At 60.8% G+C, this 22,484-nt stretch carries 20 protein-coding genes, 2 tRNA genes and 1 pseudogene; 15 read left to right on the forward strand and 8 right to left on the reverse strand.

Annotated features, from left to right (window positions below; genetic code table 11):
- The first annotated feature begins 1 nt into the window (after position 1).
- The 4 genes from LCH64_RS13385 to LCH64_RS13400 all read left to right on the forward strand — a co-directional run bounded on the left by LCH64_RS13385 (position 2) and on the right by LCH64_RS13400 (position 4,774).
- Positions 2-355, forward strand: a complete 354-nt coding sequence (locus tag LCH64_RS13385; protein ID WP_003222304.1) for an MGMT family protein — start codon at positions 2-4, stop codon at positions 353-355.
- Positions 356-398: 43 nt separating this feature from the next.
- Complete coding sequence (locus LCH64_RS13390) at positions 399-1,958, forward strand: AmpG family muropeptide MFS transporter (protein ID WP_003222302.1); 1,560 nt, start codon at positions 399-401, stop codon at positions 1,956-1,958.
- A 129-nt stretch (positions 1,959-2,087) separates the two neighbouring features.
- Positions 2,088-3,803 (forward strand): proline--tRNA ligase, encoded by a 1,716-nt coding sequence (locus tag LCH64_RS13395; RefSeq protein ID WP_226500494.1) that lies wholly within the window; start codon positions 2,088-2,090, stop codon positions 3,801-3,803.
- A gap of 17 nt (positions 3,804-3,820) precedes the next feature.
- Positions 3,821-4,774 (forward strand): hypothetical protein, encoded by a 954-nt coding sequence (locus LCH64_RS13400; RefSeq protein ID WP_226500495.1) that lies wholly within the window; start codon positions 3,821-3,823, stop codon positions 4,772-4,774.
- A 118-nt stretch (positions 4,775-4,892) separates the two neighbouring features.
- On the opposite strand, the gene dinB is transcribed toward LCH64_RS13400, so the two are convergent.
- A complete protein-coding gene (gene dinB, locus LCH64_RS13405; RefSeq protein WP_003222295.1) occupies positions 4,893-5,954 on the reverse strand; it encodes a DNA polymerase IV in 1,062 nt (353 codons plus the stop codon).
- A gap of 280 nt (positions 5,955-6,234) precedes the next feature.
- On the opposite strand from dinB, the gene LCH64_RS13410 reads away from it, so the two are divergent.
- The 4 genes from LCH64_RS13410 (at position 6,235) to LCH64_RS13425 (ending at position 10,819) form a co-directional block, all read left to right on the forward strand.
- A tRNA-Met gene (locus tag LCH64_RS13410) sits at positions 6,235-6,311 on the forward strand.
- A gap of 220 nt (positions 6,312-6,531) precedes the next feature.
- Positions 6,532-6,608, forward strand: a tRNA-Met gene (locus LCH64_RS13415).
- Positions 6,609-6,887: 279 nt separating this feature from the next.
- A complete protein-coding gene (gene mprF / locus LCH64_RS13420) occupies positions 6,888-9,527 on the forward strand; it encodes a bifunctional lysylphosphatidylglycerol flippase/synthetase MprF (protein WP_003222293.1) in 2,640 nt (879 codons plus the stop codon).
- Complete coding sequence (locus LCH64_RS13425) at positions 9,527-10,819, forward strand: AcvB/VirJ family lysyl-phosphatidylglycerol hydrolase (protein ID WP_003222292.1); 1,293 nt, start codon at positions 9,527-9,529, stop codon at positions 10,817-10,819. Before mprF ends, LCH64_RS13425 begins: the two co-directional genes overlap by 1 nt.
- Before the next feature lie 201 nt (positions 10,820-11,020).
- Here LCH64_RS13425 and LCH64_RS13430 read toward each other — a convergent pair whose 3' ends face one another.
- Positions 11,021-12,922: a potassium transporter Kup gene (locus LCH64_RS13430; protein WP_003222283.1), complete on the reverse strand. Its 1,902-nt coding sequence runs from the start codon at positions 12,920-12,922 to the stop codon at positions 11,021-11,023.
- A gap of 290 nt (positions 12,923-13,212) precedes the next feature.
- Here LCH64_RS13430 and rimO point away from each other — a divergent pair, with 290 nt between their 5' ends.
- Positions 13,213-14,550 carry a 30S ribosomal protein S12 methylthiotransferase RimO gene (gene rimO, locus LCH64_RS13435; RefSeq protein ID WP_226500496.1) on the forward strand — a complete coding sequence of 446 codons (1,338 nt, stop codon included), beginning with the start codon at positions 13,213-13,215 and terminating at the stop codon, positions 14,548-14,550.
- Between the two features lie 11 nt (positions 14,551-14,561).
- Here rimO and LCH64_RS13440 read toward each other — a convergent pair.
- Positions 14,562-14,672, reverse strand: a pseudogene (locus LCH64_RS13440) (EamA/RhaT family transporter); the annotation flags it as partial.
- A 97-nt stretch (positions 14,673-14,769) separates the two neighbouring features.
- On the opposite strand from LCH64_RS13440, the gene LCH64_RS13445 reads away from it, so the two are divergent.
- The 4 genes from LCH64_RS13445 to tsaA all read left to right on the forward strand — a co-directional run bounded on the left by LCH64_RS13445 (position 14,770) and on the right by tsaA (position 17,568).
- Positions 14,770-15,243 (forward strand): GNAT family N-acetyltransferase, encoded by a 474-nt coding sequence (locus LCH64_RS13445; protein WP_226500497.1) that lies wholly within the window; start codon positions 14,770-14,772, stop codon positions 15,241-15,243.
- Between the two features lie 189 nt (positions 15,244-15,432).
- Complete coding sequence (locus LCH64_RS13450; protein ID WP_003222280.1) at positions 15,433-16,143, forward strand: rRNA pseudouridine synthase; 711 nt, start codon at positions 15,433-15,435, stop codon at positions 16,141-16,143.
- A gap of 72 nt (positions 16,144-16,215) precedes the next feature.
- Complete coding sequence (locus LCH64_RS13455; protein WP_003222279.1) at positions 16,216-16,683, forward strand: DUF1456 family protein; 468 nt, start codon at positions 16,216-16,218, stop codon at positions 16,681-16,683.
- Positions 16,684-16,869: 186 nt separating this feature from the next.
- Entirely contained in the window at positions 16,870-17,568 is a 699-nt protein-coding gene (gene tsaA / locus LCH64_RS13460) for a tRNA (N6-threonylcarbamoyladenosine(37)-N6)-methyltransferase TrmO (RefSeq protein WP_226500498.1), read from the forward strand.
- Positions 17,569-17,739: 171 nt separating this feature from the next.
- Here the strand turns inward: tsaA and fpr are convergent, their stop codons facing one another.
- On the reverse strand, positions 17,740-18,519 hold the full coding sequence (gene fpr, locus LCH64_RS13465) for a ferredoxin-NADP reductase (protein WP_003222277.1): 780 nt from the start codon (positions 18,517-18,519) through the stop codon (positions 17,740-17,742).
- A gap of 133 nt (positions 18,520-18,652) precedes the next feature.
- On the opposite strand from fpr, the gene LCH64_RS13470 reads away from it, so the two are divergent.
- Positions 18,653-19,579, forward strand: coding sequence for a LysR family transcriptional regulator (locus tag LCH64_RS13470; protein ID WP_045122319.1), 927 nt, complete (start codon positions 18,653-18,655; stop codon positions 19,577-19,579).
- Here the strand turns inward: LCH64_RS13470 and LCH64_RS13475 are convergent.
- From LCH64_RS13475 to LCH64_RS13485, 3 genes are all read right to left on the reverse strand, one after another.
- A complete protein-coding gene (locus LCH64_RS13475; RefSeq protein WP_003222276.1) occupies positions 19,576-19,938 on the reverse strand; it encodes a diacylglycerol kinase in 363 nt (120 codons plus the stop codon). The genes LCH64_RS13470 and LCH64_RS13475 overlap by 4 nt on opposite strands.
- 74 nt (positions 19,939-20,012) lie before the next feature.
- Positions 20,013-20,663 (reverse strand): response regulator transcription factor ErdR, encoded by a 651-nt coding sequence (gene erdR, locus LCH64_RS13480; protein ID WP_003222275.1) that lies wholly within the window; start codon positions 20,661-20,663, stop codon positions 20,013-20,015.
- 225 nt (positions 20,664-20,888) lie between these two features.
- Complete coding sequence (locus LCH64_RS13485) at positions 20,889-21,635, reverse strand: tRNA-uridine aminocarboxypropyltransferase (protein WP_003222274.1); 747 nt, start codon at positions 21,633-21,635, stop codon at positions 20,889-20,891.
- Positions 21,636-21,824: 189 nt separating this feature from the next.
- Between LCH64_RS13485 and LCH64_RS13490 the strand changes: the two genes are divergently transcribed.
- Positions 21,825-22,247, forward strand: coding sequence for a PA3611 family quorum-sensing-regulated virulence factor (locus LCH64_RS13490; RefSeq protein ID WP_226500499.1), 423 nt, complete (start codon positions 21,825-21,827; stop codon positions 22,245-22,247).
- On the opposite strand, the gene LCH64_RS13495 is transcribed toward LCH64_RS13490, so the two are convergent.
- Positions 22,248-22,442: a hypothetical protein gene (locus LCH64_RS13495; protein WP_003222272.1), complete on the reverse strand. Its 195-nt coding sequence runs from the start codon at positions 22,440-22,442 to the stop codon at positions 22,248-22,250. It abuts the gene before it with no gap.
- Between the last annotated feature and the right edge of the window lie 42 nt (positions 22,443-22,484).

Here is a 22,484-nt window from a genome sequence, read left to right on the forward strand (position 1 = left end):
GGTGAAAGAGCCACCCCATCCCGACGAAAGCCCGGCGCAAATCCGACGCACGGCGCTCTATTCGACACTTGCCCAAGTACCTGAGGGCAAAGTGGTCAGCTATGGTCAGTTGGCTGAACTCGCGGGGTTGGGGCGCGCCGCCCGCTGGGTCGGCCGGACCCTGAGCCAGCTACCCGCCGATACCAGGTTGCCGTGGCACCGGGTATTAGGCGCCGGCGGTCGGATCAGCCTGCCGCCGGGCAGCCCCTCGGGGGACGAACAACGGGCACGATTGCGTTCTGAAGGCGTCACCGTCCTGAACAATCGTGTGGATATTCAGCGCCATGGCTGGCGTCCGATAGAGCACAGCGGTTAGAGTGCGCGCTTTGTTTTCGCAATCTTGAGGCAGACTTCAGCCCATGCCCCGTAAAACCTGGCGCGCCGCGCTCGCCGCCTATGCCAGTCCTTCGACGCTCGTGCTGTTGTTGCTCGGTTTTGCTGCCGGCCTGCCGTACATGCTGGTGTTTTCGACGCTTTCCGTCTGGCTGCGTGAAGCCGGTGTTGCCCGTGAAACCATCGGCTACGCCAGCCTGATCGGCCTGGCCTACGCCTTCAAATGGGTGTGGTCACCGCTGCTCGACCAATGGCGCCTGCCTTTATTGGGCAAGCTTGGCCGCCGCCGTTCGTGGCTGGTGCTCTCGCAGACCCTGGTGATTCTGGGCCTGATCGGCATGGGCTTCTGTGATCCGCAGAAACACCTGTCCTGGCTGATCGCCATTGCCGTCATCGTCGCCTTCGCCTCCGCCACCCAAGACATCGCGGTCGACGCCTATCGCCTGGAAATCGCTGACGACAGCCGCCAGGCCGCGCTGGCTGCCAGTTACATGTCCGGCTACCGCGTCGCCGCCCTGCTCGCCACGGCGGGCGCGCTGTTCTTTGCCGAAGGCTTCGGCTCCACCGGTTTCAACTATCAACACTCGGCCTGGACCGGCACCTACGCCCTGTTCGGGGTATTGATGATCCCTGCCCTGCTGACCTCGCTGCTTATGCGCGAACCGCCAGTGCCACTGCGCACGCAGTTGCAGGCCGGCCGCTACAGTTTCGGGCATCAACTGGCCTCGGTATTCGTGCTGATTGTGTTGCTGGTGTCGGTTCCGGCGATGTTCACCCAGCTCTACAACACCGATTTCGCCGGCGTTCTGTTCGGCAATATGAGCCCGCTCGACCTGTTGCTCGAAGACCGCGCCTTCCTGCGCGCCATCCTCTACACCCTGCTCACCGGCCTGTGCCTGTCGACCATGGGCCGTCGCGGCCTGGCGCCGGTGCTGACCCCGGTCAACGACTTCATCCTGCGCTACCGCTGGCAGGCATTGCTGTTGCTCGGGCTGATCGCCACTTACCGGATGTCCGACACGGTGATGGGCGTGATGGCCAACGTGTTTTATATCGACCAGGGCTTCACCAAGGATCAGATCGCCAGCGTCAGCAAGATCTTCGGCCTGATCATGACCCTCCTCGGCGCCGGGATGGGCGGCCTGCTGATCGTACGCTTCGGCATCCTGCCGATCCTGTTCATTGGCGGCGCAGCTTCGGCGGCAACCAACCTGCTGTTCGTGATGCTGGCTGACATGGGCCCGAACCTGCAGATGCTGGTGGTGACCATCTCCCTCGACAACTTCAGTTCGGGGATGGCGACCTCAGCCTTCGTCGCCTACCTGTCGAGTCTGACCAACCTGAAGTTCTCGGCCACCCAGTACGCCCTGCTCAGCTCGATCATGCTGTTGCTGCCGCGCCTGATCGGCGGTTATTCCGGGGTAATGGTCGAGAAGTTCGGCTACCACAACTTCTTCATGATCACGGCGCTGCTCGGCGTGCCGACCCTGGTGCTGATCGCCCTGCACTGGTTTCAGGAAAACCGCCGCGAAGGCCCGACACCAACGCCCGAGCCTGTGCCGACCAGCGTGGTCGAAGAGTCGTAGGACAATTCAGATACGGCGGGAGGATTCCCGCCGTTGAGCCTCACCGCCGAGCGCAATCCTGTACGTCGGCAAATCTCGCCGGTACACTGCTCCGTCATTTCCAGTCATAGCAACCGACAACGGCCAACCATGCGCACCAGTCAATTTTTGCTCGCCACACAGAAAGAAACGCCTTCCGATGCGGTCGTCGTCAGCCATCAGCTGATGCTGCGCGCCGGCATGATCCGCAAACTCGCTTCGGGCCTGTACACCTGGCTGCCGATGGGCTTGCGGGTAATGCGCAAGGTTGAAGCCATCGTTCGCGAAGAAATGAACGCTGCCGGTTCTCTTGAAGTGTTGATGCCGAGCACCCAACCGGCCGAGTTGTGGCAGGAATCGGGGCGCTGGGAAGAATACGGCCCTGAGCTGCTGCGCATCAAAGACCGCCACGGTCGCGACTTCTGCGCGGGCCCGACCCACGAAGAAGTGATCACCGATCTGATGCGCAACGAGTTGAGCAGCTACAAGCAGCTGCCGATCAACCTGTACCAGATCCAGACCAAATTCCGTGACGAAATCCGCCCACGCTTCGGTTTGATGCGCGGCCGCGAATTCATCATGAAGGACGCCTACTCGTTCCACGCCGATCAGGCTTCGCTGCAGATCACCTATGACCGCATGCATCAGGCGTACTGCAACGTGTTCAGCCGTCTGGGTCTGAAATTCCGTCCGGTTGAAGCCGACAACGGTTCGATCGGTGGCGCTGGCTCCCACGAATTCCACGTACTGGCCGAATCCGGCGAAGACGATATCGTCTTCAGCAACGGTTCCGACTACGCCGCGAACATCGAAAAAGCCGAAGCCGTGCCACGCGAAACCTCGCGTCCAGCACCGACCGAAGAGCTGCGCCTGGTCGACACCCCAGATACCAAGACCATTGCCGCCCTGGTGGAAAAATTCAATCTGCCGATTGAAAAGACCATCAAGACCCTGATCGTCCACGCCGAAGAGCCAGGCAAGCTGATTGCCCTGGTCATCCGTGGCGACCACGAGCTCAACGAAATCAAGGCCGCCCAGCAGCCGGGCGTTGCCAGCCCGCTGGTCATGGCTTCCGATGCCGAACTGCGTGACGCCATTGGCGCCGGCGCCGGTTCGCTCGGCCCGCTGAACCTGCCACTGCCGATCATCATCGACCGCTCGGTCGAACTGATGAGCGACTTCGGTATCGGCGCGAACATCGACGACAAGCACTACTTCGGCGTGAACTGGGAGCGCGATCTGCCGGTTCCGACCGTCGCCGACCTGCGTAACGTCGTGGCCGGTGACCCAAGCCCGGACGGCAAAGGCACCCTGGAAATCAAGCGCGGCATCGAAGTCGGGCACATCTTCCAGCTGGGCAACAAGTACAGCAAGGCGATGAAGTGCGAAGTGCTGGGCGAGAACGGCAAGCCGGTCACCCTGGAAATGGGTTGCTACGGTATCGGCGTATCCCGCGTGGTGGCTGCTGCCATCGAGCAGAACAACGACGACAAAGGCATCATCTGGAGCGACACCCTGGCGCCGTTCCAGATCGCCCTGGTACCGCTGCGCTATGAAACCGAGCAGGTGCGCGAAGCCACTGACAAGCTGTACGCAGAACTGACTGCGGCCGGCTTCGAAGTGCTGCTGGACGATCGCGACAAGAAAACCAGCCCGGGCATCAAGTTCGCGGACATGGAGCTGATCGGCATTCCACACCGGATCGTGGTCAGCGACCGCGGTCTCGCCGAAGGCAACCTGGAATACAAGAGCCGCACCGAGGCCGAAGCGCAAGCGCTGCCGGTTGCCGACGTGCTGTCCTTCCTTCAGGCCCGTATCCGCCGCTGAATCCAGATAGAGACCTCATGTTCAAGCGAAACACCCTGGGCCTCGGTGGCGCCGCCTTATGCGGCGCCCTGCTGGTCAGCGGCTGCGCCAATCACATGTCACAGCGCAGCGAGCACGAAGAGCGGGTCGAGCGTAAATTGCTCGATCACAGCCTGCAGATCGACGTCGGTGAGCCCAAGGTGCTCGAACTGCCGCAACGCCGCGTGAAAATCAGCGAACAGAAGACCTTCGAGGTCACCGAGTTCGAGGTCACGCGGCATTACGATCGCTATACGCCTTACCAGCCCTGGCGGAAAATCTACGAGATTCCGCTGGGTGCGGTTGCGCTGGTGGGGGGTATCGGCGCCAACGTGGTCAACGTCTTCGCACTCGGCAACCTGCCGGACAGCATGACCAGGGACTGGTTGAGCTACGGTCTGGACGGGCTCAACCCGGCCATGAACATGCAATCCCATGGTCGTGCGCAACAGAATCTGGCCAGTATCGATGAAGTCCAGCGCGACAAGCGCATGGAGTATTCGAGCCTGCCGTGGAGCGAGCGTCCGGTGCAGGTCAAGGCTGGCAAGCAGACATTCGACATGACCACCGACCGCAACGGTGTGCTGCGCCTGAACCTGCTGGACAGTCCGTTCGCCGAAAATGACCTGAATCATATCGGCAAGCTGCAGATCAGCGTTGAAGACGGCAAGGATGACGTGCACAGCGATTCGTCCCTGGCCATCAGCAGCCATTTGCGCAGCAAGCTGCTCGAAGCCCACGGTTTGATTTACGACGATCTGGAAGACGACGAAGTGAGCCAGTGGGTCCACCGGGTCAAGCGTCTGTCGGAGCTGGGTCTGGAAGAGGAAGCCAGCGAGCTGGAGCAAAGCCTGATCGAACTGACGCGCAACGATCCTGAGTTACAGGCCGAGTTTCTCAAGTCGCTGACCAAGGATGCCGGGCGTCTGGTGGCGGATCCGGGACCGAATTAAGGCTGAAAAGCTTCGCGAGCAAGCCCGCTCCCACAGTTGATTGCATTCCACTGAAGGAACTCGATCAAATGTGGGAGCGGGCTTGCTCGCGAAAGCGGCATCAGCAACACCGCAGCAATTAGCGCTCAAACAACTCCATCTGCTCAAACCCACCCCGCAAATCCTCCAGCCTGACCCCCACCCCCAACAACCGCACCGGTTTCCCGCCCCGGTTGAACGCCTGCGTCAGCATCAATTGATAACTGCCCAGATCGCGCCCTGCCCCGGCTTGCTCCAGTGTGGTCTGAGTAAAGTCATGGAACTTCACTTTGACGAACGGCTTGCCCGGGCGATAGCTGCTGTCGATCCGCTCCATGCGGGTTTTCAGGGTTTCCAGCAGCTCCGGCAATTTGTCCAGGCAACTGCGCAGATCGGGCAGATCAACGTCGTAGGTGTTTTCCACGCTGATTGACTGACGGCGACTGTCGTTGTGCACCAACCGGTCATCGATCCCACGGGCCAGACTCCACAGTCGCTCACCGAAACTGCCGAATTCGCGCACCAGCGCCAACTTGTCCCACTCACGCAGTTGCAGGCAGTCGACGATGCCGAGCTTGCCCAGCTTGTCGGCGGTAACTTTGCCGACGCCGTGCAACTTGCTCACCGGCAGACCACTGACAAAATCCTCGACCTGATCCGGGGTAATGACGAACAACCCGTTGGGCTTCTTCCAGTCACTGGCGATTTTCGCCAGAAACTTGTTCGGCGCAACACCCGCAGACACGGTGATGTGCAACTGATTGGAAACCCGGCGACGAATGTCCTGGGCAATTCGCGTGGCGCTGCCGCCAAAATGCGCGCTGTCGGAGACGTCGAGGTAGGCCTCGTCCAGCGACAGCGGTTCGATCAGGTCGGTGTAATCGCGAAAGATCGTATGAATTTCCTTGGAAGCTTCGCGATAGGCGTCCATGCGCGGCTTGACGATGGTCAGGTCGGGGCACAGCTTCAAGGCATGTCCGGATGACATCGCCGAGCGCACGCCATACGCCCGTGCTTCATAGTTACAGGTAGCAATCACCCCGCGCCGATCCGCCGACCCGCCCACCGCCAGCGGCTTGCCTGCCAGGTTCGGGTCGTCGCGCATTTCGATGGCGGCGTAGAAACAGTCGCAGTCGACGTGGATGATTTTTCGTTGGGTCATGACAGAAAAGGAAACATGGCGAGCCGGATCCGCAGTATCTCACTGACACCTGTATATAGCACCAGTAGTCTGAATGTTCTTTTCAGGCTGTAGGAAAACGACCATGAATTTATTTTCTCAATCGAAAATCTCCCGCCAATAGAGCTGAAAGCCTTGCCCCACCTGCCCTGCGTGCCCTTCGCCTGCCCTGTAAAAAGCGCTAACCGATTGAACAAGAACAGATTTATCTGAATTCAAGGTTGACAGACCGGCGTTCCTCTGTAGAATGCCGACACACAGACGCGGGATGGAGCAGTCTGGTAGCTCGTCGGGCTCATAACCCGAAGGTCGTCGGTTCAAATCCGGCTCCCGCAACCAAACATCAAAAAAGGCTACTCGAAAGAGTGGCCTTTTTTGTGCCTGTCTGTTTTTCAGACCGGCCTCCACATCACGCACATCCGGGCGAACAGGAATTCGTTGCATTTCCGAAACTTACCGCACCACTGCGACCGTTTGACGCAAATTCACACTTATTTGACCCTTTACGGGATTAGCGGTTGACACCTCGCCGTTCGCCTGTAGAATGCCGCCACACAGACGCGGGATGGAGCAGTCTGGTAGCTCGTCGGGCTCATAACCCGAAGGTCGTCGGTTCAAATCCGGCTCCCGCAACCAAACATCAAAAAAGGCTGCTCGAAAGAGTGGCCTTTTTTGTATCTGTGGAAAAAGTCCTTTCGCAACAATGATCTGTCACGCTGCAGTGAAACACTCAGGATCATCAGACCCGCCGAGTTGCGACTATGCTTGAGTCGCAGGCAAGACGTCTGCAATCCATGACCCGCCCTCGCCGATACCCGATGAGAGGCGTAGTATTTTGTGATTATTTTTTTCTACAGGGATTGGTAACTTGGCTGGATACCTCCATCCTGTCGCGCACAATCCAAGAGGTGATTGATGCGCGCCAACTCGTCTGATCCACAAGACACCGTCACAGCAGACCATCCGATCAAGCCCGAGCGCCTGCGCTTACTGGATCGTTTGAGCAAATACCGCCAGCCTATCGGTCTGGCGGTCACATTGCTGTTGTTTGCCATTGCGCTGATTGCCTGTCGCCATCTGCTGAGCGAACTCGATCTCTACGCGCTGCATGACTCGATCCTGGCCGTGCCGAAACCTGCTCTGCTCGGGGCATTGGGTGCGACGGTGATCGGCTTCATTATATTGCTGGGCTATGAATGGTCAGCCAGCCGCTATGCCGGCGTGACGCTGCCACCGCGCACGCTGGCGCTGGGCGGCTTCACTGCGTTTGCAATTGGCAACGCCATCGGCCTCTCGCTGCTGTCCGGCGGCTCGGTGCGCTACCGTTTATATGCACGTCATGGTCTGGGGGCATCAGAAGTCGCCCACATGACGCTGTTCGCCAGCCTGTCGCTGGGCTGCGCCCTGCCACCGCTGGCGGCTCTCGCGACCCTGAGCGACCTGCCTTCCGCTTCCGCCGCCCTGGGCCTGTCAGAGGGCCTGCTTGGCACGATTGCCATGGTGGTGCTGGGTCTGGGCGCGATTCTGGCGATCGGCATCTACCGCCGGCGCCTGCCGGAGCAACCGTACCGCGATAACCTGCTGGTCAGGGCCGGGCGCCGGACGCTGCGCCTGCCGGGCCGCCGACTGACCTTCCTGCAACTGATCATCACCGCCCTCGACGTCGCCGCAGCAGCCACCGTGCTTTACCTGCTGCTGCCGGAAGCCCCGCCATTCGGCGCCTTCCTGCTGGTGTACCTGCTGGCCCTGGCCGCCGGCGTGCTCAGCCATGTGCCTGGGGGCGTCGGGGTCTTCGAGGCGATCCTGCTCGCCGCGTTCGCCGACACACTCGGTGCCGCGCCACTGGCCGCCGCCCTGCTGCTCTACCGCCTGATCTATGTCGTGCTGCCGCTGCTGGTGGCCTGCCTGTTCTTGCTGATCAACGAAGGCCAGCGCCTGTTTCAGACCCAGACCATGCGCGCAGCGTCCGGTCTGGCGGCGCCCATTCTGGCGGTGCTGGTGTTCCTGTCTGGCGTGGTGCTGCTGTTTTCCGGCGCTACCCCGGAGATCGACACCCGTCTCGAACACATCGGTTTTCTGATCCCGCATCGTCTGGTCGACGCCTCGCACTTCGGCGCCAGTCTGATCGGCGTGCTGTGCCTGTTGCTCGCCCAGGGCCTGCGTCGTCGGCTGTCTGCCGCGTGGATGCTGACCACCATTCTGTTGCTGGTCGGCGCCCTGCTCTCGCTGCTCAAAGGCTTCGACTGGGAAGAAGCCACGCTGATGACACTCACCGCTGCGTTGCTGGGGGTGTTCCGCCGTTCGTTCTATCGTCCGAGCCGCCTGACCGAGCTACCGTTCTCGCCACTGTATCTGGTGGCCAGCCTCTGCGTGCTGGGGGCTTCGACCTGGCTGCTGCTGTTCGCCTATCAGGACGTGCCTTACAGCCATCAACTGTGGTGGCAGTTCACCCTCGACGCTGACGCGCCACGTGGCCTGCGCTCGCTGCTCGGTGCTGCCGTACTGTTGCTGGTGATCGCCCTGACCTGGCTGCTGCGCACCGCGCGCCCGGTGATTCACCTGCCGACACCGGATGAACTGGAACGCGCCTCGAAGATCCTCATGGCCTCGTCGCAACCCGATGGCGGCCTGGCACTGACCGGTGACAAGGCACTGCTGTTTCACCCCAACGACGAGGCGTTCCTGATGTACGCCCGCCGTGGCCGCAGCCTCGTGGCGCTGTACGACCCGATCGGCCCCGGCCAGCAGCGTGCCGAAATGATCTGGCAGTTCCGCGACCTGTGCGACATTCATCACACCCGTCCGGTGTTCTATCAGGTACGTGCGGAGAACCTGCCGTACTACATGGACATCGGCCTGACTGCGATCAAGCTCGGCGAAGAAGCCCGGGTCGATCTGCATCGCTTTGACCTGGAAGCCAAGGGCAAGGAGATGAAGGACCTGCGCTACACCTGGAACCGTGGGACCCGCGACGGCCTGTCGCTGGAAATCCACGAGCCGGGCCAGGCGCCGATGGACGAGTTGAAAGTGATTTCCGATGCGTGGCTGACCGGCAAGAACGTGCGCGAGAAAGGTTTCTCCCTCGGTCGATTCAGCGACGATTACCTGAAGCATTTCCGCATTGCGGTGATTCGCTTCGAAGGCCGCCCGGTGGCGTTCGCCAACCTGCTCGAGACTTACAGCCATGACCTGGCCAGTCTCGATCTGATGCGCTCGCACCCGGACGCCCCCAAGCTGACCATGGAGTTCCTGATGGTCGGCCTGATTCAACACTATAAGAGTCACGGATACGCGCGCTTCAGCCTGGGCATGGTGCCGTTGTCGGGGTTGCAACCCCGGCGTGGTGCACCGCTGACCCAGCGTCTGGGCTCGATGGTCTTCCGCCGTGGTGAGCAGCTGTACAACTTCCAAGGCTTGCGCCGCTTCAAAGACAAGTTCCAGCCTGACTGGGAACCCCGTTATATGGCAGTGCCCGCCGGACTCGATCCGCTGGTGGCGCTGGCCGATACTGCTGCCCTGATCGCGGGCGGCTTGACTGGATTGGTGAAACGCTGATGATTCAACGCTCCCTGAAGTACATCCTGGCCGCACTGATCGTGCTGGCCGTGATTGCCGGCGGCGGTTACTGGTACCTCAAACGCCCGGCACCGCAACCGACTCTGCAACCGTTGACTGCCGCCGACGGCACGGTCATGACCCGCGTCGTTCCCGGCACCCAGCCCAAGGCTCAGGTGCTGGTAGCGGTCAATGACGACCAGAAGCTGACCGACAACCAACTGAGCACCCTGAGCCGCAGCGCCTCGGCGCAAATCGTTCAGGTGATTCTGCCCAAGGACTGCCTGCAACAGAGCCGCGCGCTGCAAACCGGCCTGCGCGAACTGAACGGCCCGGCCACGCTGGTCAGCGGTATCGGCCCGGGCGCCGTGCTGGCCTGGCGCTGGTTGTCCGAGCAGAAGGACGACAAGGCCCAGGCCATCTCGGTTGACCTGGCCCTGGAAAAACCGGGCTGCACCCACCTGCTGCCGAAATCCGCGGCCCACGGCCATTGGCTGGTGGCATGGAACGACAACCCGGACGACACCAGCGCCGGCTTCGTGCGCGATCAACCGAACGCCGAAACCAGCATCAGCGACTACGACATCAATCTGCCGCAGGTGCTGAACAACGAGCTGCGCAAGATCCTCGTCGGCGGCGACAAGGCCAACGGTGGTCTGGCGATTCCGGTGGTTGAAGTGCCGGCCGGTCAGGCCAAGGACACCGTGACCCTGTTCCTTTCCGGTGATGGCGGCTGGCGCGACCTCGACCGCGATGTGGCCGGCGAGATGGCCAAGATTGGCTACCCGGTGGTCGGCATCGACACCCTGCGCTACTACTGGCAGCACAAGAGCCCGGAGCAAAGCGCCCTGGACCTGACCGAACTGATGCAGCACTACCGCCAGAAATGGGGCACCAAGCGCTTCATCCTGACCGGTTACTCGTTCGGTGCCGACGTCCTGCCGGCGATCTACAACCGCCTGCCGGACACCGAGCAGCAACGCGTCGACGCCATCATCCTGCTGGCCTTCGCCCGCACCGGCAGCTTCGAAATCGAAGTCGAAGGCTGGCTCGGCAACGCCGGCAAAGAAGCCGCCACCGGCCCGGAAATGGCCAAGCTGCCAGCGGCCAAAGTAGTGTGCATCTACGGCGCCGAAGAAACCGACGAAAGCGGCTGCACCGACAAGACGGCAGTCGGCGAAGCGGTGAAACTGCCCGGCGGCCACCACTTCGACGAGAACTACCCGGCGCTGGCCAAGCGTCTGGTGGACTTGATCGAGAAGCGCCAGAGCAAGGATCAGCCGACAGAGTGATCTGAGCCAGCAGCACAAAAAGCCCCCGCAGCCTCACGGTTGCGGGGGCTTTTTACATTCCGGCATTTAACCCACTTCCCTGTGGGAGCGGGCTTGCTCGCTCCCACAGGGGATGGGTGCAGGATTCAAGCAATGTGTTCAGGCACAAAAAAGCCCCCGCCAGCCTTGAAGCTGACGGGGGCTTTTCAATTGGGGCGTGGCCTACATCTCCACCTGCGTCCCCAACTCAATCACCCGGTTCAGCGGCAGATTGAAGAAGCGCAAATTGCCGTTGGCGTTCTTCAACATGAATGCGAACAGCGCCTCGCGCCAGCGGGCCATACCTTCGAGTTTCGAGGCGATTACCGTTTCGCGGCTGAGGAAGTAGGTGGTGCGCATCGGGCTGAAGTCCAGATCATCCAGATGACACAGTTTCAGCGCCTGCGGCACGTCCGGCTCGTCGGTGAAGCCGAAGTGCAGGATCACCCGGAAGAAGCCTTCGCCGTAGGAGTCCACCTCAAAGCGGCGTGCCGGCGGCACGCGCGGGATGTCTTCGTAGACCACGGTCAGCAGCACCACTTGCTCGTGCAACACCTGGTTGTGCAGCAGGTTGTGCAACAGGGCGTGCGGCACGGCGTCGGAGCGCGCGGTGAGGAACACCGCGGTGCCCTGCACACGGTGCGGCGGTTGCACGCGGATGCTGCTGATGAAGATCGGCAGCGGCAGCGCGCCTTCGTCCAGGCGATCGACCAGCAGCTCCTTGCCGCGTTTCCAGGTGGTCATCAGGATGAACAACACAATCCCCGCCAGCACCGGGAAGGCACCGCCCTGAATGATCTTCGGCACGTTGGCCGCGAAGAACATGCCATCGACCAGCAGGAAACCAAGCAGAATCGGCACCGCCAGCAGCGGTGGCCATTTCCACAGCAGCAGGATCACCGCCGCCACCAGAATACTGGTGATCAGCATGGTGCCCGTCACTGCCACGCCGTAGGCAGACGCCAATGCGCCGGAAGACTCGAAACCGATCACCAGCAGGATCACGCCGACCATCAGCGCCCAGTTCACTGCACCGATGTAAATCTGCCCCTGTTCAGCACTGGACGTGTGCTGAATGTGCATGCGCGGGATGTAACCGAGCTGGATGGCCTGCCGGGTCAACGAGAACGCGCCAGAAATCACCGCTTGCGAAGCAATCACCGTGGCCAGGGTCGCCAGCACCACCAGTGGTACCAGCGCCCAGTTCGGCGCCAGCAGGTAGAACGGGTTACGCGCCGCTTCCGGGTTTTCCAGGAGCAATGCGCCCTGACCGAAGTAGTTCAGCACCAACGCCGGCAGCACCAGCACCAGCCAGGCACGGGCAATCGGCTTGCGCCCGAAGTGGCCCATGTCGGCATACAGGGCTTCAGCACCGGTCAGCGCCAGCACCACCGCACCGAGAATCGCCACACCCATGCCCGGGTGAACCATGAAGAAACGCACGCCCCAGATCGGGTTCAGCGCATTCAAGACTTCAGGGTGCCTGACGATCCCGCTGACACCCAGCCCACCCAGCACCAGGAACCACACGACCATCACCGGGCCAAACAGCTTGCCGATGCGATCGGTGCCGTGTTTCTGGATCAGGAACAGCGCAACCAGGACCACCAGTGCCATCGGCACCACCCAGCGCTCCAGGCCATCGAACGCCAACTCCAGACCTTCAACCGCGGACAACACGGAGATGGCCGGGGTGATCATGCTGTCGCCGTAAAACAGCGCGGCACCGATCAACCCCAGAATCACCAGCACGGCCTGCAACCTGGGATAGCGGCTGGATGCACGTCGCGCCAGGGCGGTCAGCGCCATGATCCCCCCCTCACCCTGGTTGTCGGCCCGCAGGACGAACAACACGTACTTGATCGTCACGACCCAGATCAGCGACCAGAAAATCAACGCCAGAATCCCGAAGACTCCGTCGTGGTTGACCGGCACCCCATAGTGACCGGCAAAAACTTCTTTGAGGGTGTACAACGGGCTCGTGCCGATGTCGCCGTAAACCACCCCGACTGCCGCGACCAGCATGCTCAGCGGTTTTGCAGCCGAATGCTCGGCGCCCGCCGCCTGACTACTTGCCTGACCCATCCAACACTCCTACTTCTCAGAACCGGCTTCTTTGAATGAAGCACTATGCTTTGTGGTGCAGCATGCGCTGTTTTACCTGTTGTTACAGACGTTTTGTTGACTGTAAAAAATTGGTAAAGCTCAACGGCGCGAAGCATAGCGCAGCACTCGTCGTATTTCCCTGCATAAAGCTGGTCAAGTGCGTTGCTCATCGCTAGAATTGCGCACTTTTTGATCAGAGGCGCACTTCAAGCGCCCGTCCGTCAGCTTCCACACCAGGCAAGCGACGTCACAAAACACCGAGGTTAGACATGTCCACCACTCCTGCGCCGGCCAATCCAAAGGTTGGCTTCGTATCTCTGGGTTGCCCGAAAGCACTGGTCGACTCCGAGCGCATCCTGACCCAGCTGCGCATGGAAGGCTATGACGTGGTGTCCACCTATCAGGACGCCGACGTGGTGGTGGTCAACACCTGCGGCTTCATCGACTCGGCCAAGGCTGAGTCGCTGGAAGTGATCGGTGAAGCGATCAAGGAAAACGGCAAGGTGATCGTCACCGGTTGCATGGGCGTGGAAGAAGGCAATATCCGCGACGTACACCCGAGTGTGCTGGCCGTGACCGGTCCGCAGCAATACGAGCAAGTGGTCAACGCCGTGCACGAAGTCGTGCCACCGCGTCAGGATCACAATCCGCTGATCGACCTGGTGCCGCCGCAAGGCATCAAGCTGACTCCGCGTCACTACGCCTACCTGAAGATTTCCGAAGGCTGCAACCACAGCTGCAGCTTCTGCATCATCCCGTCGATGCGCGGCAAACTGGTCAGCCGTCCGGCGGGTGATGTACTCGACGAAGCCCAGCGTCTGGTCAAATCCGGCGTCAAAGAGCTGCTGGTGATCTCGCAAGACACCAGCGCCTACGGCGTCGACGTGAAATACCGCACCGGTTTCTGGAACGGCGCGCCGGTGAAAACCCGCATGACCGAACTCTGCGAAGCGCTGAGCACCTTGGGCGTGTGGGTCCGTCTGCACTACGTTTACCCGTACCCGCACGTCGACGAGCTGATCCCGCTGATGGCCGCCGGCAAGATCCTGCCGTACCTGGACATCCCGTTCCAGCACGCCAGCCCGAAAGTGCTGAAGGCGATGAAACGCCCGGCGTTCGAAGACAAGACCCTGGCGCGGATCAAGAACTGGCGCGAAATCTGCCCGGACCTGATCATCCGTTCGACCTTCATCGTCGGCTTCCCGGGCGAAACCGAAGAAGACTTCCAGTACCTGCTGAACTGGCTGACCGAAGCCCAGCTCGACCGCGTCGGCTGCTTCCAGTATTCGCCGGTCGATGGCGCGCCCGCCAATGACCTGGACCTGGAAGTGGTGCCGGACGACGTCAAACAAGACCGTTGGGAGCGCTTCATGGCGCACCAGCAGGCGATCAGCTCGGCGCGCCTGCAAATGCGCATCGGCCGCGAGATCGAAGTGCTGGTGGACGAAGTCGACGAGCAAGGCGCAGTCGGCCGCTGCTTCTTCGATGCCCCGGAAATCGACGGTAACGTATTCATCGACAACGGCAGCAACCTCAAGCCGGGCGACAAGGTCTGGTGCAAGGTGACTGACGCTGACGAATACGACCTGTGGGCTGAGCAGATCTAAGCACCACAAAAAACCTGTGGGAGCGGGCTTGCTCGCGAAGGCGGTGTATCAGTCCCTGAATATGTCGACTGATACACTGCTTTCGCGAGCAAGCCCGCTCCCACAGGGGATAGTCGTGTCATCAAAAGCCTCGCTCTTTTTTACGAGATGCGGGGCTTTTTTACGGCTATCGTTTACCGGGGGAAGGACTCCCTTGAAACGAACAAGAGGCCATCGGGCATGCGTCAGCATTCGGTCATTCACACGCCGAAACTCAGCGATTATCAGGAACTGACACGGGTCTGGGAGGCCTCGGTTCGCGCGACCCATGATTTTCTGCCGGACAGCTACATCGAGTTGCTGCGCAATCTGGTGCTCACCCGTTATCTGGACGCGGTGATGCTGATCTGCACCAAGGACCATCAGCAGCGCATCACCGGATTCGCCGGGGCGGCGGCGGGCAAGATCGAAATGCTGTTTATCGATCCCGCGCACCGTGGCCAGGGGCTGGGCAAGCAATTGCTGAACTACGCCATGCAGCATCTGAATGCCGATGAACTGGACGTCAACGAACAGAACCCGCAGGCGCTGGGGTTTTACTTCAAGCAGGGCTTTGAAGTGATCGGCCGATCGGAGGTAGATGGCATGGGCCAGCCGTATCCGCTGCTGCATATGCGCTTGCGGCAGAATCAGCAGCGCTCGAAGCATGCCTGACACACCGTAGAACCCTTGTAGGAGTGAGCCTGCTCGCGATAGCGCCGGACCAGCCGACATCAATGCTGAATGTTAGACGGCAATCGCGAGCAGGCTCACTCCTACAAAAAACCACCTACCGAAATGGAACCGGGCTTAACCGGCGCCAGGCAGGTACAATGCTCACCCCTTTTTTGTTACGGCCCTGTCATGACTGACCCGATTCGCCTCTCCAAACGCCTCATCGAACTGGTCGGTTGCTCCCGCCGGGAGGCCGAGCTGTTCATCGAGGGCGGCTGGGTCACCGTGGACGGCGAAGTGATCGACGAACCGCAATTCAAGGTCGGCGACCAGAAGGTCGAGCTCGACAAGGACGCCCAGGCCACCGCGCCGGAGCCGGTGACCATCCTGCTCAACGTGCCGGCCGGCATGGACGTCGACACCGCCATGCAATCGCTCAGCGCCGACACCCTCAGCGACGAGCACCGCTACGGCAAACGTCCGCTGCGCGGCCACTTCCTGCGCCTGACCGCCAGCGCCGATCTGCAGCCCAAGGCCAGCGGTCTGCTGGTGTTTACCCAAGACTGGAAAGTGCTGCGCAAACTGACTGCCGACGCGGCCAAGATCGAGCAGGAATACGTGGTTGAAGTCGAAGGCGACATGGTTGCCCACGGCCTCAATCGCCTGCAGCACGGTCTCACCCACAAGGGCAAGGAACTGCCGCCAGTCAAGGCCAGCTGGCAGAACGAAAACCGCCTGCGCTTCGCCATGAAGAACCCGCAGCCGGGGATCATCGCCCAGTTCTGTGAAGCGGTTGGCCTGAAGGTCGTCGGCATTCGTCGCATCCGCATCGGCGGCGTCTCGATCGGCAAGGTTCCGCTCGGCCAATGGCGCTACCTGTCCGGCAAAGAGAAGTTCTAAAGCCTCTGTTGCCGCCACACATTCCGGCAGCGTGCCTGCGCGTTGCCCACAACGATTATCAGGATTACCCACATGATTCATAACGACGTACTGCGCAGCGTGCGCTACATGCTCGACATCAGCGACAAGAAAGTCATCGAGATCATCAAGCTCGGCGGCCTGGACGTGGAGCTGAAAGACGTCGTCGCATACCTCGACAAGAAAGAAGAAGACGAAGAAGGCTTCGTGCGCTGCCCGGACGAAGTCATGGCGCACTTCCTCGACGGTCTGGTGGTGTTCAAGCGTGGCAAGGACGAAAGCCGTCCGCCGCAGCCGATCGAAGTGCCGGTGACCAACAACATCATCCTGAAGAAGCTGCGCGTGGCCTTCGAGCTCAAAGAGGACGACATGCACGCGATCCTCAAGGCTGCCGAGTTTCCGGTGTCCAAGCCTGAGCTGAGCGCACTGTTCCGCAAGGTCGGCCACACCAACTACCGCCCGTGCGGCGACCAGTTGCTGCGCAACTTCCTCAAGGGCCTGACCCTGCGTGTTCGCGGCTGATCTGCGCCACAAGCTCTGAATCGGCGGCGCGACCTTCGCGAGCAAGCCCCGCTCCCACAGGTTTTGTGGCTGACACAAAACCGGACTCCACTCGAGATCCCTGTGGGAGCGGGCTTGCTCGCGAAGGCGTCGGCCCGGCCACCTCGGGTTATCATCCCCACCCCGCTCCCACCTTGACTCCAGACCATGACTTACAACGTCTCCCCCATCGGCTTCGTGCGTTCCTGTTTCAAGGAAAAGTTCGCCATCCCGCGCCAGCCGCAATTGGCCCCCGCTGCCCGTGGCGTGCTGGAGCTGGTGGCGCCGTTCGATCAGGGGGACGCCGTGCAAGGTCTGGAGCAGGTCAGCCATGTCTGGCTGTTGTTCCTGTTTCATCAGGCGCTGGAAGAAAAGCCGCGCCTGAAGGTGCGGCCACCGCGTCTGGGCGGTAACAAGTCCATGGGCGTGTTCGCCACCCGTGCGACCCACCGGCCCAATGGCATCGGGCAGTCGGTGGTGAAGCTGGACAAGGTCGAGGCCCATCGGCTGTTCATCTCGGGGATCGATTTGCTCGACGGCACGCCGATTCTCGATATCAAACCCTACGTGCCTTACGCCGATATCATCGCTGACGCCTCCAACAGCATCGCCAGCGCTGCGCCACAGCTGATTGCCGTGCAGTGGACGGACGCTGCACTGCAACAGGCGCACAGCCATGCTCAGCGCCTTGGCGAGCCTCTGGTCGAGTTGATCGAGCAGTGCCTGGCGCAGGATCCGCGTCCGGCGTACCAGACGCCGACACCAGAGCGCGAGTACGGCGCGCAGTTCTGGGATCTGGATGTGCGCTGGCATTACCCGACGCCGGAGCAGATTTGCGTGCTGGAAGTCATCCCCGCCGGCAACTGAACCCTGGAAACGCAAAAGCCCGCGTTGCCTTCTCAGGCAACGCGGGCTTTTCTGTGTAGCACGAAACCATTGTGGGAGCGGGCTTGCTCGCGAAAGCGGTGCGCCATTCAACATTGACGTCGACTGACAGCCCCCCTTCGCGAGCAAGCCCGCTCCCACAGGTATTGCGGGTTACTTCTCGACGAATGCACGCTCGATCAGGTAGTCACCCGGCTCCCGCATACGCGCCGAGATCTTCAGGCCGAAGCTGTCGAGCACTTCGCTGGTCTCGTCGAGCATGCTCGGGCTGCCGCAGATCATTGCGCGGTCGTCCTGCGGGTTGATCGGTGGCAGACCGATGTCGCTGAACAGCTTGCCGCTACGCATCAGGTCGGTCAGACGGCCCTGGTTCTCGAACGGCTCGCGGGTCACGGTCGGGTAGTAGATCAGCTTGTCACGCAGCGCTTCACCGAAGAACTCGTTCTGCGGCAGGTGCTCGGTGATGAATTCGCGGTAGGCGACTTCGTTGACGTAGCGTACACCGTGCACCAGGATCACTTTTTCAAAGCGCTCGTAGGTTTCCGGGTCCTGGATCACGCTCATGAATGGCGCCAGACCCGTGCCGGTGCTCAGCAGATACAGGTGCTTGCCCGGGTTCAGGTCGTCCAGCACCAGGGTGCCGGTAGGCTTTTTCGAGATGATGATCTCGTCGCCTTCCTTCAGGTGCTGCAGCTGCGAGGTCAGCGGACCATCAGGCACTTTGATGCTGAAGAACTCGAGATGCTCTTCCCAGTTCGGGCTGGCGATCGAGTAAGCGCGCATAAGCGGGCGGCCGTTTGGCTGTTGCAGGCCGATCATCACGAACTGACCGTTCTCGAAGCGCAGGCCCGGATCGCGGGTGCACTTGAAGCTGAACAGAGTGTCGTTCCAGTGATGAACACTGAGGACACGCTCGTGGTTCATGTTGCTCATGTACGTGGGACTCCTGGATATTGGGTCTGCGCTCGCCTTTGCGGCCGACAGTGCGCAATTGCAACGCATTCTAATAGCGACGACAATATCTGTTAACTGGATTATTAAGATAAGGGTTATCGGTTATATCGATATGCGATTTACTCTTCGTCAACTGCAAGTCTTCGTCGCCGTCGCCCAGCAGGAAAGCGTATCCCGTGCTGCGGGTCTGCTCAACCTCTCGCAATCGGCGGCGAGCACCTCGATCACCGAACTGGAGCGCCAGTCCAGCTGCCAGCTGTTCGACCGCGCCGGCAAACGGCTGAGCCTCAACGCCCTGGGCAAACAGCTGCTGCCGCAAGCGGTGGCCCTGCTCGACCAGTCCAAGGAAATCGAAGACCTGCTTAACGGCAAATCCGGTTTCGGCTCACTGTCGGTGGGCGCCACCCTGACCATCGGCAATTACCTGGCGACCCTGTTGATCGGCGGTTTCATGCAGCGCCATCCGGAAAGCCAGGTGAAGCTGCATGTACAGAACACTGCCAATATCGTGCATCAAGTCGCCCACTACGAAATTGATCTGGGTCTAATCGAGGGCGACTGCAGCCATCCGGACATCGAAGTGCAGAGCTGGGTCGAAGATGAACTGGTGGTGTTTTGCGCGCCGCAGCATCCGCTGGCCAAACGCGGCAGCGCGACCATGGAAGAGTTGACGCACGAGGCGTGGATTCTGCGCGAACAGGGTTCCGGTACGCGCCTGACCTTCGATCAGGCGATGCGTCATCATCGCAGTGCGCTGAATATCCGTCTGGAGCTGGAACACACCGAAGCGATCAAGCGCGCGGTGGAATCAGGGCTGGGGATTGGCTGTATTTCGCGGCTGGCGCTGCGTGATGCCTTTCGGCGCGGCAGTCTGGTGGCGGTGGAAACGCCGGATCTGGATCTGTCCCGGCAGTTCTACTTCATCTGGCACAAGCAGAAATACCAGACCTCGGCCATGCGCGAGTTTCTCGAGCTGTGCCGCGCCTTCACCGCCGGGGTGCAGCGCAGCGACGAGATCGTCTTGCCGAGTATCGCTTAGAGCAGAATCACCGCCCATACCAGGGCAATCATGCTCAGGGCCACGAATTGCGCGGCGCTGCCCATGTCCTTGGCGTTCTTCGACAGCGGGTGCAGTTCCAGCGAAATGCGGTCGATGGCCGCTTCCACCGCCGAATTCAGCAACTCGACGATCAGCGCCAGCAGGCAAACGGCGATCAGCAGCGCCTGTTCGACGCGACTGACATTCAGGAAGAACGTCAGCGGAATCAGCACCACATTGAGCAGGACCAGTTGGCGAAATGCCGCTTCACCGGTGAAGGCGGCGCGCAGACCGTCCAGCGAGTAGCCGGATGCGTTGAGGATGCGTTTCAGGCCGGTCTGGCCCTTGAAAGGTGACATAAAGTAAAAACCAACCAGAAGGGAGTGGGAAAGCTAGAGCAACAAAAGTCAAAAAAGCGTGAAGACGCCAGCCATTATTGGCTCGGAATTGACTCAAGTTGTTGCAGAAGTAAGGCCGCCTGTGTCCGGGTGCGCACGTTCAACTTGCGAAAGATCGCCGTGACGTGAGCCTTGATGGTCGCTTCGGAGACATTCAACTCGTAGGCAATCTGCTTGTTCAGCAGGCCCTCACAGACCATGGTCAATACGCGGAACTGTTGCGGGGTCAGGCTGGCGAGGCCGTCGCTGGCGGCTTTGGCTTCGGCGGAGACGCTGACCGCCTCGAACGCCTGTGGTGGCCAGAACACGTCGCCATCGAGCACTTTGCGCACGGCTTGCTGAATCACGCTCAGGTCGCTGGACTTGGGGATGAAGCCACTGGCGCCGAACTCGCGGGATTTGACCATCACCGAGGCTTCTTCCTGCGCCGAGACCATTACCACCGGGATCTGCGGGTACTGTCCCCGCAGCAGCACCAGTCCGGAAAACCCATAGGCACCCGGCATGTTCAAGTCCAGCAGAACCAGATCCCAGTCGGCCTTTTCGGTCAGGCGGGTTTCCAGTTCGGCGATGCTCGCCACTTCCACCAGCCTTACATCCGGGCCGAGTCCCAGGGTCACTGCTTGATGCAGCGCGCTACGAAACAGCGGGTGATCATCGGCAATCAGGATTTCGTATGTGGCCATTTTTCAAAATGATCCTGTTTTTGATGGCAGGCCCGGTGTATTCGGGCCTGGCCAAAGCAACTCAAGATGCCGCTACCAAAGCGGTATCCACAAGAGCACGTTCAACGCCAATCACAAGCAAACACGGCGTTTCAAACCTTGGCCGCACCCTAATCGGCGCCAAGCATGCCCAGCGCAGCCGGGGTGGTCAAGCAGCACGGCCGGCGCTCTCTGCAGTATGGGCCACTATCGCGCCAACACCGCTTGCGGCTTTCGTATATAAGGCAACAACTCGGCGTGGGCCGGGGTCGCCTCGTTGACGTCCAACTGCTGTTTGGCCCCCAGATAATGTTGGCTGAACACATCGAAATAAGCGTCAAGGGCAGAAGCGGCATCACTGTCACCTGCCAGCTCAAGGCACAACGCCGCGACCTCGGCGGTGCACAGGTGCTCACTGCGGGTCGAACGACGCAGGCGATAACGCGAAAGTTTGTCGGGCAGCAGGCTCAGGATCGGCAAGCGGTCGAAATACGGACTCTTGCGAAAGATCTTGCGCGCCTCGGTCCAGGTCGCATCCAGCAGAATGAACAACGGACGCTTGCTGCTATCGGGCGCGACGGTGTTGGTCACCCGTGACGGCTCGACGTATTCGCCAGGAAACACCAGGTACGGCTGCCATTGCGGGTCATCGAGCAGCGCCAGCATCTGCGGGTCAGGTTCGGTGCGCGACCAGATGAATGCATGGTTGTCGCGCACCACATCGGCGATCAGCCAGCCGGTGTTGCTCGGCTTGAACACTTCCTTGCCGGTCATGATCAGGCATACGCCGGATCGAGTTTCCACCGTCGGACGCCAGGCGCACAGGCAGTGGCTGATAATCACACGACAATCGCGGCAACGCTCGGAACGGAAACCACGGGCCTGGATCGGCTTGATACCTTCATCTTCGCGCTGGTCGCGCAGGCGGGCGACGGCGTTGGGGGCGTGATTCATTGCAGGCAGCGCCCGGAGGCAGGAAAACTCGACACGAACAACACTCGGCAAGGCAATAAAGGCTGGCAGTTTATCAGAGCGACGGGGACAAGCCTGTACCGTCCTGACCGGCTCCCCTATAATTCGCCGCCACTGAACGCACAGCCACGGGGCTGGTCGAACCACCAGTCACTGAATCAGGAGAGTTTCATGCTGCGCCTTATCGTTCCTACCGCGGCCATCGCCATGGCGTTGTCCTTCAGCGCACACGCTGCGTCCCTGAGTGAGCAGAATCTGAACAAAGAGCTGCGCCGTGTCGCCGAGGAAAGCAGCGTGGGCACCCCACGGGCGATCAACGAAGACATTCTCGATCAAGGCTACACCGTCGAAGGCACTACGCTGATCAACCACCTGAGTGTGCAGGCCAGCCACGCCGAGAAGATGCGCGCTGACCCAAAAGCCGTGTATTTCCAGCTGGGTGCTTCGGTGTGCAATAACCCGTCGTACCGCAAGCTGATGGCCAAGGGCGCCGTGATGCGCTACGACTTCAGCGAAGTGAAGACCAACCGCGCAATCGGTTCGGCCAGCTATCAAGAGTCGGATTGTCCGAAAGCTGTCCCGGCGAAGAAGTAATCATCGGGAATTGGCGCGCCGTTGTTCATCTTCGGCGCGCAATTCGGCCACCAGAGCCTGTAGATAACGCGAACGGCGTTCCCCGCCTGCCAACCGTCGGCAGCACTCCTCTTCGAGACTCACTTGGTTGGTCTCGGCTGATGCTTTCAACATCCGATACAGCTGCGTATCGATTTCCAGAATTACTCTGGCCATCTATCCCGCCTCCTTGCCACCACGAATCCTTGAAAAGCGCGC

It is taken from the genome of Pseudomonas sp. MWU16-30322, assembly GCF_020515535.1.
Classification (GTDB): domain Bacteria; phylum Pseudomonadota; class Gammaproteobacteria; order Pseudomonadales; family Pseudomonadaceae; genus Aquipseudomonas; species Aquipseudomonas fluorescens_H.

What these genes read in the sequence shown, in the direction of transcription:
- LCH64_RS13390 (WP_003222302.1), top strand. Translation starts at nt 399, where the DNA reads ATGCCCCGTAAAACCTGGCGCGCCGCGCTCGCCGCCTATGCCAGTCCT.
- LCH64_RS13395 (WP_226500494.1), top strand. Translation starts at nt 2,088, where the DNA reads ATGCGCACCAGTCAATTTTTGCTCGCCACACAGAAAGAAACGCCTTCC.
- LCH64_RS13400 (WP_226500495.1), top strand. Translation starts at nt 3,821, where the DNA reads ATGTTCAAGCGAAACACCCTGGGCCTCGGTGGCGCCGCCTTATGCGGC.
- dinB (WP_003222295.1), bottom strand. Translation starts at nt 5,954, where the DNA reads ATGACCCAACGAAAAATCATCCACGTCGACTGCGACTGTTTCTACGCC.
- mprF (WP_003222293.1), top strand. Translation starts at nt 6,888, where the DNA reads ATGCGCGCCAACTCGTCTGATCCACAAGACACCGTCACAGCAGACCAT.
- LCH64_RS13425 (WP_003222292.1), top strand. Translation starts at nt 9,527, where the DNA reads ATGATTCAACGCTCCCTGAAGTACATCCTGGCCGCACTGATCGTGCTG.
- LCH64_RS13430 (WP_003222283.1), bottom strand. Translation starts at nt 12,922, where the DNA reads ATGGGTCAGGCAAGTAGTCAGGCGGCGGGCGCCGAGCATTCGGCTGCA.
- rimO (WP_226500496.1), top strand. Translation starts at nt 13,213, where the DNA reads ATGTCCACCACTCCTGCGCCGGCCAATCCAAAGGTTGGCTTCGTATCT.
- LCH64_RS13445 (WP_226500497.1), top strand. Translation starts at nt 14,770, where the DNA reads ATGCGTCAGCATTCGGTCATTCACACGCCGAAACTCAGCGATTATCAG.
- LCH64_RS13450 (WP_003222280.1), top strand. Translation starts at nt 15,433, where the DNA reads ATGACTGACCCGATTCGCCTCTCCAAACGCCTCATCGAACTGGTCGGT.
- LCH64_RS13455 (WP_003222279.1), top strand. Translation starts at nt 16,216, where the DNA reads ATGATTCATAACGACGTACTGCGCAGCGTGCGCTACATGCTCGACATC.
- tsaA (WP_226500498.1), top strand. Translation starts at nt 16,870, where the DNA reads ATGACTTACAACGTCTCCCCCATCGGCTTCGTGCGTTCCTGTTTCAAG.
- fpr (WP_003222277.1), bottom strand. Translation starts at nt 18,519, where the DNA reads ATGAGCAACATGAACCACGAGCGTGTCCTCAGTGTTCATCACTGGAAC.
- LCH64_RS13470 (WP_045122319.1), top strand. Translation starts at nt 18,653, where the DNA reads ATGCGATTTACTCTTCGTCAACTGCAAGTCTTCGTCGCCGTCGCCCAG.
- LCH64_RS13475 (WP_003222276.1), bottom strand. Translation starts at nt 19,938, where the DNA reads ATGTCACCTTTCAAGGGCCAGACCGGCCTGAAACGCATCCTCAACGCA.
- erdR (WP_003222275.1), bottom strand. Translation starts at nt 20,663, where the DNA reads ATGGCCACATACGAAATCCTGATTGCCGATGATCACCCGCTGTTTCGT.
- LCH64_RS13485 (WP_003222274.1), bottom strand. Translation starts at nt 21,635, where the DNA reads ATGAATCACGCCCCCAACGCCGTCGCCCGCCTGCGCGACCAGCGCGAA.
- LCH64_RS13490 (WP_226500499.1), top strand. Translation starts at nt 21,825, where the DNA reads ATGCTGCGCCTTATCGTTCCTACCGCGGCCATCGCCATGGCGTTGTCC.
- LCH64_RS13495 (WP_003222272.1), bottom strand. Translation starts at nt 22,442, where the DNA reads ATGGCCAGAGTAATTCTGGAAATCGATACGCAGCTGTATCGGATGTTG.